The organism is Kribbella sp. NPDC048837, from assembly GCF_055586945.1.
The window spans coordinates 1-10,724 of record NZ_JBVJHF010000025.1; the positions used below are offsets into that span (position 1 = coordinate 1).

10 protein-coding genes are annotated in these 10,724 nt (G+C 70.8%); 7 read left to right on the plus strand and 3 right to left on the minus strand.

The genetic code is table 11. The features are described from left to right. The 3 genes from ACZ6O0_RS44250 to ACZ6O0_RS44260 form a co-directional block, all read left to right on the plus strand. The coding region (locus ACZ6O0_RS44250; RefSeq protein ID WP_465771140.1) for a hypothetical protein at positions 1-342 on the plus strand (342 nt) is incomplete at its 5' end. Continuing rightward, positions 339-689, plus strand: coding sequence for a hypothetical protein (locus ACZ6O0_RS44255; RefSeq protein ID WP_465771141.1), 351 nt, complete (start codon positions 339-341; stop codon positions 687-689). The genes ACZ6O0_RS44250 and ACZ6O0_RS44255, both read left to right, overlap by 4 nt. After that, positions 686-2,053: an MBL fold metallo-hydrolase RNA specificity domain-containing protein gene (locus ACZ6O0_RS44260; protein ID WP_465771142.1), complete on the plus strand. Its 1,368-nt coding sequence runs from the start codon at positions 686-688 to the stop codon at positions 2,051-2,053. The genes ACZ6O0_RS44255 and ACZ6O0_RS44260 overlap by 4 nt, the downstream gene beginning before the upstream one ends. On the opposite strand, the gene ACZ6O0_RS44265 is transcribed toward ACZ6O0_RS44260, so the two are convergent. Next, a complete protein-coding gene (locus tag ACZ6O0_RS44265; RefSeq protein ID WP_465771143.1) occupies positions 2,054-4,738 on the minus strand; it encodes a bifunctional acetate--CoA ligase family protein/GNAT family N-acetyltransferase in 2,685 nt (894 codons plus the stop codon). It lies immediately after the preceding gene. Between the two features lie 164 nt (positions 4,739-4,902). Here ACZ6O0_RS44265 and ACZ6O0_RS44270 point away from each other — a divergent pair, with 164 nt between their 5' ends. The 3 genes from ACZ6O0_RS44270 to ACZ6O0_RS44280 all read left to right on the plus strand — a co-directional run bounded on the left by ACZ6O0_RS44270 (position 4,903) and on the right by ACZ6O0_RS44280 (position 8,722). Continuing rightward, a complete protein-coding gene (locus ACZ6O0_RS44270) occupies positions 4,903-7,281 on the plus strand; it encodes a phosphoketolase family protein (protein ID WP_465771144.1) in 2,379 nt (792 codons plus the stop codon). After that, positions 7,278-8,102 (plus strand): universal stress protein, encoded by an 825-nt coding sequence (locus ACZ6O0_RS44275; RefSeq protein WP_465771145.1) that lies wholly within the window; start codon positions 7,278-7,280, stop codon positions 8,100-8,102. The genes ACZ6O0_RS44270 and ACZ6O0_RS44275 overlap by 4 nt, the downstream gene beginning before the upstream one ends. A 71-nt stretch (positions 8,103-8,173) precedes the next feature. Beyond that, positions 8,174-8,722, plus strand: a complete 549-nt coding sequence (locus ACZ6O0_RS44280) for a flavodoxin domain-containing protein (RefSeq protein WP_465771146.1) — start codon at positions 8,174-8,176, stop codon at positions 8,720-8,722. Between the two features lie 3 nt (positions 8,723-8,725). Here ACZ6O0_RS44280 and ACZ6O0_RS44285 read toward each other — a convergent pair whose 3' ends face one another. Then, complete coding sequence (locus ACZ6O0_RS44285; protein WP_465771147.1) at positions 8,726-9,460, minus strand: response regulator; 735 nt, start codon at positions 9,458-9,460, stop codon at positions 8,726-8,728. Between the two features lie 242 nt (positions 9,461-9,702). On the opposite strand from ACZ6O0_RS44285, the gene ACZ6O0_RS44290 reads away from it, so the two are divergent. Then, positions 9,703-10,473 carry a helix-turn-helix domain-containing protein gene (locus tag ACZ6O0_RS44290; RefSeq protein WP_465771148.1) on the plus strand — a complete coding sequence of 257 codons (771 nt, stop codon included), beginning with the start codon at positions 9,703-9,705 and terminating at the stop codon, positions 10,471-10,473. 143 nt (positions 10,474-10,616) lie between these two features. Here the strand turns inward: ACZ6O0_RS44290 and ACZ6O0_RS44295 are convergent, their stop codons facing one another. Then, a complete protein-coding gene (locus tag ACZ6O0_RS44295; RefSeq protein ID WP_465771149.1) occupies positions 10,617-10,715 on the minus strand; it encodes a hypothetical protein in 99 nt (32 codons plus the stop codon). Positions 10,716-10,724 lie beyond the last annotated feature (9 nt).

A 10,724-nucleotide genomic window follows, 5' to 3' on the forward strand; every position in this document is an offset into this window, starting at 1 on the left:
CGCGACCTGGCCACCCGCCCCACCGACCGGACCCGGCAGCAGACCAGCTTCGAAACCCACCCGGACCTGGCCATCCTGTCCACCGACTACGACCAGCCCACCGACCAGGTCGCCGCCGGCACCGCACTCGAACGCGTCCTGCTCACCGCGACCCGGCTCGGCCTCAGCGCATCCTTCCTCAACCAGCCACTCGAGTTCGAGGACCTACGCCCCCAGGTCCAGGCCCTCACCCAACGCCCCGGCTACGCCCACATGATCATCCGCTTCAGCCACACCCGTCCCAGCACCGGCACCGCCCGCCGGCCACTCGCGGACTTCCTCCCCACCAAGGAACAGCCATGACCACCGCGCTGCAACACGAACTCCAACGCTGGGAGACCGACCTCCAAGCCATCGCGGACAACAGCACCTCCGACAACTGGTTCCTGGAGGAACGCCGGTTCGCCGAAGCACAGCACACGATCACCGCGTACCGCGGCCGCATCCTGCCGATCATCACCCCCTACGACACCATCACGGCCCACGAGATCGAGCACCTCGTCGACCACCTCGAAGACCTCCGCAACGACCTCTACCGCACCGTCCACCCACCCACGTCCCACACCCAGATCGCCGAGACCATCGCCGCCCTCCGCGCCCTCTCCCGTGTCGCTGTCCGGTTCGAGCAGACACTCGAAGACGCGGGATGACGAGTCTCACCTTCCTCGGCGCCGCCGGGACGGTGACCGGCAGCAAGTTCCTGGTCGAGCGCGATCAGCACCGGGTTCTGATCGACTGCGGCCTGTTCCAGGGCGACGCCCGCTGGCGCCGGCGGAACTGGGATCAGTTTCCGGTGAACCCGGAGTCGCTGTCGGCCGTCGTCCTCACCCACGCCCACCTGGACCACTGCGGCCACCTGCCGGGCCTGGTCCGGCAAGGCTTCCGCGGCCCGGTGATCTGCACCCCGGGTACGGCCGACGTCGCGGCGATCGTGCTGCGTGACGCGGCGCACCTCCAGGTCGAGGACGCACAGCACGCCCGCGAGCACGGGTACTCCCGGCACGACCCGCCGTTGCCGCTGTTCGACGCCGCCGATGCCGAGCGAGCCATCGGCCTGTTCCGGCCGTCCGCCGGCCGGGTCGAACTGCCCGGTGGCGCCACTGTCACGCTCCATCGCGCCGGCCACATCCTCGGCTCCGCGTTCGCGGTCCTCGAACAGGACGGCCGACGCCTGCTCGTCAGCGGCGATCTCGGCCGCCAGGAACATCCCTTGCTCCTGCCACCCGAACTTCCGCCGGCCGCCGAGACCATCCTGGTCGAGGCGACGTACGGCGATCGCCGCCATCAGCCGCTGGACCACGCCGGGCTGGCCCAGCTGATCAGCGCGACAGCCGCCCGCGGCGGCGTCGTCCTGATGCCTGCGTTCGCCATCGACCGGACCGCGGTCCTGCTGCACGAGCTCACCGGACTGGCCCACGACCGCCTCATCCCCAGGCTGCCCGTCTACGTCAACAGTCCGATGGCCCTGGCCGCGCTGAACGTCTACCGGGCCGCCGTCGCTGCCAAGTCGCCCGAGCTACGGCCCGAGATCGTCGGTGGCCCGGACCCGTTCGATCCAGGCGACCTGCGCCTGGTCCACTCGGTGGAGGAATCGATGCGGATCAGCGATCCCGGCCGCCCGTCCATCGTCATCTCGGCGTCCGGCATGGCCACCGGCGGCCGGGTTCTGTACCACCTGGCCAGGCTGCTTCCAGGCAAGCGGAACACCGTCGTGCTCCCGGGCTTCCAGGTTCCGGGAACCCGTGGCCGCGCGCTGCTCGACGGCGCTCGCTCGGTCAAGATCCACGGCCGGTACGTGCCGGTCCGCGCACAGATCGTCGGACAGTCCGAGTTCTCCGCGCACGCCGACTCCGACGAGTTGATCGCGTGGCTGTCCGCCGCTCCCCGGGCACCGGAGGTCGTCCATGTCGTGCACGGTGAGGACCACGCCCGCGCCGAGCTCGTCCGCAGGATCCAGGACGAGCTCGACTGGACCGCGGTGGCCCCCAGCCACCTCGAGCGGGTCCGGCTCTGATCAGGACTGGTCGCCGCGCATCCGGCGGGCGTGCCAGTCGGGTTCGGGGGTGGCCGGGGTGAGGCGGATCCGGGCGTCGACGGCGACGGCGCCTGATGGGGTGGCGATCAGGGGGTTGATGTCGAGCTCGGCGAGTTCGGGGATCTGGTCGGCGAGCCAGCCGATGCGGTGGATGACGTCCAGGACGGCGTCCTGGTCGGCGGCCTGCGCGCCGCGGTAGCCGGCCAGCAGGGGTGCGCAGCGGAGTGCGTGCAGCATCTCGAGGGCGTCCAGGTCGGTGAGCGGCAGTCCGCGCCATTGCCGGTCGGCGAGCAGGTCGGTGAGGATCCCGCCGCTGCCGGCCATCAGCAGCGGACCGAACAGACGATCCCGCACGACCCCGATCACCAGCTCGGTCCCGCTGGGCGCCATCGCCTGGACCACGACGTGCGGGTCCCCGGCGGCCGCGACGACCTCGTCGTAGGCGGTGGCCAGCTGCACCGAGTCCGCCAGTCCGATGCGGACACCGCCGATGTCGGTCTTGTGCAGCACCCCGGGCGCGGCCGTCTTCAATGCGACCGGATAGCCCGCCGACTCCGCCGCCTGGATCGCCTCGGAGCGACTCGACGCGGCCAGCACCGCGATGTCCGGCACCCCGGCGCATTGCAGCAGCTGACCGGTCCGCAGCGGCTCCAGCCAGCCACCGTCCGGATTGCGCTCGAGGAACCACCGCACCACCGCCCGCGCACCCGCCGCGTCGACCCGAGCCAGCTCAGGTACGGCGCCTTGCGGCCTTGACCGCCACTCGGCATACCGCACCGCCTGCGCCAGCGCCCGGACCGCGCTCTCCGGGAACGGGAACACCGGCACCCGGCGACCGTCGGCCAGCTCGATCTCCGGCGCGGCGTCGATCGCGCCGACACAGTTCACCACGATCGGCACCTCGGCCCGGACCGCGGCCTCGGCGATGGCAGCGTAGATCTCGCCGACCCGACCGGCGCGGGTCGCGGCGTAGCAGACCAGCACCGCATCGACCTCACCACTGTCCACGACCACCCTCACCGCGTGCGCCAGACTCCGCGGCGACGCCGCCGCACCCAGGTCGACGGGATTCCCACTACCGACCGCGGCCAGCTCACCCTGAACCGCCGCACTCAGCTCCGGCAGGTCGAGCCCCAGCCGCGCGGCCGCGTCCGCCGCCAGCACACCCGCGCCACCGGCATTGCCGACCACCGCCAGCCGGCGGCCACGCGGCCGCGGCGAGACCGCGAGCACCCGCGCGGTCTCCACCAGCTCCTCGACGGTATCCATCCGCAGCACGCCGGACTGCGCGAACAACGCGTCCACCGCAGTCTCCGGCGTCGCCGCCGCGGCGGTATGCGACGCCCCGGCCCGCCGGCCACCCACCGACCGGCCGCCCTTCACCACCAGGATCGGCTTGGTCCGCCCGACCAGCCGGGCCAGGCCACCGAACTTGCGCGGATTCCCGAACGACTCCAGATACAACCCGATCACCGCGGTCCGCGCATCACCCCACCAGTGCAGCAGCAGATCGTTGCCACTGACATCGACCTTGTTGCCGAGCGACACGAACTCCGAGACCCCCAGCCCGGTCCGTGCCGCCTGATCCAGCACCGCGATACCGACCGCACCGGACTGCGCCGCGATCGCCAGCGTCCCTGGCGTCGGCGTGACCTCGGCAAACGTCGCATTCAAGCTGACCGCCGGGTCGGTGTTCACCAGACCGAGACAGTTCGGGCCGATCAACCGGATGCTGTGCCGGCGGGCGATCTCCAGGATCTCCCGCTGCAGCCCGCGTCCGGCCTCGCCGAGCTCGGAGAACCCCGCGGTCAGCACGACCGCGCCCCCGACCCCCTTGGCGCCACACTCGGTCAGCACCTGCCGGACCTGCTCGGCCGGGACCGCGATCACCGCGAGATCGACCTCCCCCGGGACGTCCGCGATCGATGGGTACGTGGCCACGTCCGCGACCCGGTCCGCGTGCGGGTTGACGGCATACACCGAACCGGTGAAACCGCCGTTGACCACGTTCCGCAGGACCTCGTGGCCGATCCCGCCCGGGGCACGGCCGGCGCCGATCACCGCCACCGCGCGCGGCGAGAACAACCGCCGCAACGAACGATCCTCGGCCGCCCGCTCACGATCGGCCATCCGCTCGAGTGTCGACGGCCGGTACGCCGTGTCCAGCACCAGCTCGACGACACCGCTGTCGAGCCGGCGGACCTGCTCGAACCCGGAGTCGGCGAACACCCGCAACATGCCCGCGTTCTCGGCCAGCGTGTCCGCGCGCAGCCGCTGGACCCCGTTCTCCCGGGCCGTCGCCGCGAGCTGCTCCAGCAGCAACGTGCCGATACCCCGGCCGTGGACCGAGTCCTCCAGCAGAAACGCCATCTCGGCTTCGCCGGCGCGCAGCGGTTCGTAGCTCGCCACGCCGACCAGCTGGCCGCCGTACTCGGCCACCAACGCGACATGCCCGTCGTGCGCCGTCACCAGATGATGCGTGTGCTCATCGGCCGAGGATCGGCTGATCCCGAAGAACCGCAGGTACATCGACCGATCCGACACCCGCTCGTTCATCGCCGCCAGCGCAGTCTCGTCGTCCCCCCGCACCGGACGGATCCGCACCACCGATCCGTCCGAGGCCAACACGTCCCATCCCGCACCGGGCTGCTCGACCGTCGTCACGACGTCTCCTCTCGACCCCACCAGCCCACCCCGAGGCGGGCGCCCGGGCCAGTGCCGATGGGTCCCGCGACACCGGGACCTTTGGCTCTGGGGTCGACGGGCACTTGCCGCGAGGCTGGGAGCATGCTCGGCGCGGCCGCGTGAGCCCGCCAAGGAGGACACCTATGCATGAGCTCACCGGAAAGCCGCTGACCGCCGAGGAGGTGGCCGATCTCGACGCCTACTGGCGGGCGGCCAACTATCTGTCCGCCGGCCAGATCTACCTGCTCGGAAACCCCCTGCTCACCGAGCCGCTGCGGCCGGAGCACATCAAGCCGCGCCTGCTCGGTCACTGGGGTACGACGCCCGGGCTGAACATGCTCTACGTGCACCTCAACCGGGTGATCCGGCGACGCGACCTGACCATGATGTACGTCATCGGCCCGGGCCACGGCGGTCCGGCCATCGCGGCGAACACCTGGCTCGAAGGCAGCTACAGCGACACCTACCCGGACGTGTCCAGGGACGCGGCGGGGATGGCGCGCCTGTTCCGGCAGTTCTCGTTCCCCGGCGGCATCCCGAGTCATGTCGCACCCGAGCTGCCCGGCTCGATCCACGAGGGCGGCGAGCTGGGCTACTCCCTCAGTCACGCGTACGGCGCTGTCCTCGACAACCCGGATCTGGTCGTGGCCTGCGTGGTCGGCGACGGCGAGGCCGAGACCGGCCCGCTGGCGACGTCGTGGCACTCCAACAAGTTCCTCGACCCCCGAACGGACGGCGCGGTCCTGCCGATCCTGCACCTCAACGGCTACAAGATCGCCAACCCCGCCGTCCTCGCCCGGATCGGTGACGACGAACTGACCCGGCTGTTCGAGGGCTACGGCTACCGGCCGTACCTTGTCGAAGGCAACGAACCCGACCATGTCCACCAGGCGCTGGCGCTGACCCTGGACCAGGCCCTCGACGAGATCGCCGAGATCCAGTCCGAAGCGCGCGCACACGACGGAACACCGCGCCGCCGCTGGCCGATGATCGTCCTCCGGACGCCCAAGGGCTGGACCGGTCCTCACGAGGTCGACGGCGTACAGGTCGAGGGGACGTGGCGCTCGCACCAGGTGCCGCTGGCCAACGTACGGACGTCACCGGACCACCTGCGGCTCCTGGAGAACTGGATGCGCAGCTACCGGCCGGACGAACTGTTCGACGCCGACGGCCGACCGGTCCCCCGGCTGCTCGCGCAAGTACCACCGGACGACCGCCGGATGGGATCGAGCCCGCACAGCAACGGCGGACTGCTGTCCAAGGACCTCGACCTCCCGGACCTCGCCGAGTACGCCGTACCGGTCACCGCCCCGGGCCAGACCGAGCATGAGCCCACCCGGGTCCTCGGCGACTACCTGCGCGATGTGATGCGAGCCAACCTGCCGCACCGGAACTTCCGCGTATTCGGCCCGGACGAAACCGCGTCCAACCGGCTGGACGCCCTGTACGACGTCACCGGCAAGGCGTGGAACGCCGAGGTCCTGCCCACCGACGAGCACCTCGCGGTCGACGGCCGGGTGATGGAGATCCTCAGCGAGCACACCTGCCAGGGCTGGCTCGAGGGCTACCTGCTGACCGGCAGGCACGGCTGGTTCTCCTGCTACGAGGCGTTCGTCCACATCGTCGACTCGATGGTGAACCAGCACGCCAAATGGCTCAAGGTCACCCGCGGCCTTCCCTGGCGACGGCCGATCCCCTCGCTCAACTACCTGCTCACCTCACACGTCTGGCGGCAGGACCACAACGGCTTCTCCCACCAGGATCCCGGATTCATCGACCACGTGGTGAACAAGAAGGCCGAGGTGATCCGGGTCTATCTACCGCCGGACACCAACACGCTTCTGTCGACCGCCGAGCACTGCCTGCGCAGCCACGACTACATCAACGTGATCGTCGCCGGCAAGCAGCCCCAGGCGGACTGGCTCGGGCCCGAGGACGCCGCCCTGCACTGCGCTCGCGGCCTCGGCATCTGGGACTTCGCCGGCAACGACGACGGTTCACCCGATGTGGTGATGGCGTGCGCGGGCGACGTACCGACGGTGGAGACGCTCGCCGCGGCGAGCCTGCTGCGCGAGCACCTGCCGGCGTTGAAGGTCCGGGTCGTCAACGTCGTCGATCTGATGCGGCTGCAGCCGGCCGGCGAACATCCGCACGGTCTGCCCGATGCCGACTTCGACGCACTGTTCACGACCGACAAGCCGGTCATCTTCGCCTATCACGGCTACCCCTGGCTGATCCACCGGCTCACCTACCGGCGGACGAACCACCACAACCTCCACGTCCGTGGGTACAAGGAGGAAGGCACGACCACGACGCCGTTCGACATGGTGGTCCGCAACGACCTCGACCGCTTCCACCTCGCCCTCGACGTCATCGACCGCGTCCCCGGGCTCGGTCAGCGCGCCGCCGACGTCCGCCAATGGCTCATCGACCAGCGCGCCCGGCACCACGCCTACATCCTGACCCACGGCGAGGACCTGCCCGAGATCAGGAACTGGCGCTGGACGGAGACGCGGACGTGACGGGGAAGAAAGTTGTCGTAGGCATCGACGGCGCGGCCGACTGCGAGAACGCGATCCGGTGGGGTGCCGCCGAGGCGTCCGCCAGGCAGGTCGGCCTGCACCTGGTGCACGCGTTCGTGTGGACGGAGTTCCACGTCCCGGTCGGACCCAGCGATGTCGCGCCCGGACTGCGCGCCGCCGCCGACAAGATCGTCGCCGAGGCACTCGAACTCGCGCACAGCTTCGACCCCGGCGTACCTATCACGGCCGAGCAGGTCGACGGCTTTCCCACCCCTGTTCTGCTGGCCGCGTCCCGGGACGCGGACCTGGTCGTGATCGGCAGCCGGGCATCCGGCCGGGCCGTCAGCCTGCTCGTCGGCTCCACCGGCCTGGAGCTTGCCGCCCACGCGCGCTGCCCGGTGATCGTCGTACGGCCGAGCGAGGACTCGCTGGTGGGAGACCGGGTGGTGATCGGGTACGACGGGTCGGCGCCCGCCGATGCGGCGGTCGACTTCGGGCTCTCGTACGCACGGAGGCACGGGCTCATCCCCCGGATCGTGACGGTCCTGCCACCGGACGAGGACGACGACCACGACCTCACGGCCGCACTCCGGGCGCACGAGGACACGCGGTCCGCCGAGCTGATCGAGGTGAGCGGTCACCCTTCGGAGCTCCTGCTCGAGTGGTCCGCCGATGCACAGCTCGTGGTCGTCGGTTCCCGTGGTCGCGGCGGTTTCGCCGGCCTGCTGCTCGGCTCGGTGAGCCAGACCATGCTGCACCAGTCCCCCTGCCCGGTCGCGATCATCCCGCGCTCGGCGATCGAGGACCCTGAGCCCCGCTAGCGAAGGCCGTTCGGCACTTACGTGACCAGTGCCGCGTCTGCTGTGCTGGAGGTGACCAGAAGGAGGTCCAGATGTCCAAGAAGGTACTGGTCACCTACGCCAGCAAGATGGGCGCCACCGCCGGCATCGCCGAGGCCGTCGGCGCCGAACTGCGGGCGCACGGCCACGACGTCAACGTCCTCGACGTCGCTCAGGCCGGCACCGTCGAGCCGTACGACGCCGTCGTGCTCGGCAGCGCGATCTACATTCGCCGTTGGCGGCGCGAGGCTGTCCGGTTCCTGCGGGACAACGTCGACGAGCTGCGCACGCGGCAGGTCTGGCTGTTCCACAGCGGTCCGGTCGGGCCTGACAAAGACCAGGAGCAGGACATGCCTCCCGCCGTACGCCGGCTCGCGCGCGAGATCGGAGCCACGCCGGCGGTCACCTTCGCCGGACGGCTCGAGCCCGCGACGGCCAAAGGCTTCCTGGCCCGTCGCCTCGCCAGCGGCACACTGTCCGGCGACTCCCGGGACTGGACCAAGATCCGCGCCTGGGCCGCCGACATCAGCGCCGCGATCGACGCCACGCAGCGCGGCACCTCGACCGCTCCCGACGGCCCGGCCGGGAACTTCCTGGGTTGAGGGTTATCTGTCCGGTGTTGGGGTTGGTGGGTGGTTCTTGGCGTGTTCGACGGCGAAGACGGCGGCTTCGGTGCGGCGTTCGAGGTTGAGTTTGCGGAGCAGGGAGGAGACGTAGTTCTTGACGGTTTTCTCGGCCAGGTAGAGCGATTGGGCGATCTGGCGGTTGGTTTTGCCTTCGGCGATCTCGGACAGGATCTTGCGTTCCTGTTCGGTGAGCGAGGCGTAGCGGGGGTCCTCGTCGGCGACCGGGTGGCGCAGCCGTTCGAGGACCTTCATCGTCATCGTCGGGTCCAGCAGCGACTCGCCGGCGGCGATCCGCCGGACCGCGTCGATCAGGGCGTCGCCGTGGATCTGTTTGAGCAGGTAGCCGGCGGCGCCGGCCATGATCGCGGTGAACAGGGCCTGGTCGTCGGAGTACGAGGTCAGCATCAGGCAGGCCGGCGGGGTGTCCATCGTCGAGCGGATCTCGCGGCAGACCGTGATGCCGTCGCCGTCGGGGAGCCGCACGTCCAAGACGGCGACGTCGGGGCGGACGGCGGGGATCCGGGCGATCGCCTCGGCGGCGGTCGAGGCGTCGCCGACGACGTCGATGTCGGGTTCGGCGTCGAGCAGCTGGTGCAGTCCGAGCCGGACCACCTCGTGGTCGTCGAGCAGAAATACCCTGATCGTCATCACCGTCTCCTTCGACTCGACCCGCCGCACGACGTCGTCGACGTTCTCGACCGCGACCGCCACCACCCCGGGCGGGTCCTCGGATCAGCATCTCTTCCCGGGTGCTGGGCGCGCCAGGGACAACCGACCTACCGTGACCGGGACCTTCGGCGCGAACGAGCAGTGACCTGGAACGCATCGTCGAGCGGTTCTACCGGGTCGACCGGGCGTGCCGACCGGCCCTGGTCCCTCGGGACATCGGGCCCTGCCCGCCCGGGCGCCCGCCTGCTTGCATGGAAGTGCCGAGATCGACGGGAAGGCGGACTCCGATGGACACCAGGTCACCGATGGCGGTCGGGCCGAGCGACCTCGGCGTCCGCATCCGGGAACGGCGGCTGGCCCTCGGCCTGGGCATCGCGGAGGTCGCGGAGCGGGCGGGTGTGAGCACGGAGCGCGTCGAGCAGATCGAGACCCGGCCGTTCGCGCTGACCGGCGGGGAGCTCGCCCGGTTGTCGGCCGCGCTCGAGCTCGGCATCGCCGACCTGACCGGCCCGCACCAGCCGAGGTCGCCCCGGCGCCCACCGGTGGCGGGGCGTTCACCGGTGGCACCCGGGCGTTCACCGGTGGCACCCGGGCGTTCACCGGTGGCGCCCGGGGGTTCACCGGTGGCACCCGGGCGTTCTCCGGTGGCGCCCGGGGGTTCACCGGTGGCGCCTCGGCTGGAGCCGATGCGCACCGCGGAGTGCGTGCAGCTGATCGCGGCCGGGTGTGTCGGCCGGATCGCCTACCACGGCGCCGACGACCTGCTGGTCATCCCGGTCAACTACTGCTACCTCGACGGCCTGATCATCTTCGCGACCGCGGCCGACAGCGCGGTCGCCCAGTACGACCTGGCACCGATCACCTTCGAACTCGACTCCACCGACGACGCCCTGCAAACCGGCTGGAGCGTCCTGGTCCACGGCCTGGTCCGCCCCGCCATCAGCCAGGAATCCGACGCCGCCCACGGCCGCGTCCACCCCTGGGCCGGCGGCACCCGCGAAACCTACATGGCCATCGAACCCCACCGCATCACCGGACGCCGCATCCGCCCCTCGTAACCACGGGCAGCCCCCACCCGACCGCGCGAACACAGCCCCACCCGACCGCGGGAACACGGCCCTACCTGACCGGGCGAAGAGGGCCCCACCTGGAAGAGGGCCCCACCGTCGGACGGTGGGGCCTTTTCGTGCGTGGTGTGGGGTCAGCGGTCGAGGTCGTGTTCGCGTAGGCGGGCGCGGGCCTCGTCGAAGTCGTCGCGGGTGATCTTGCCGGCGGCGAAGCGCCGCTCCAGGAGGTCCAGCGGCGACGG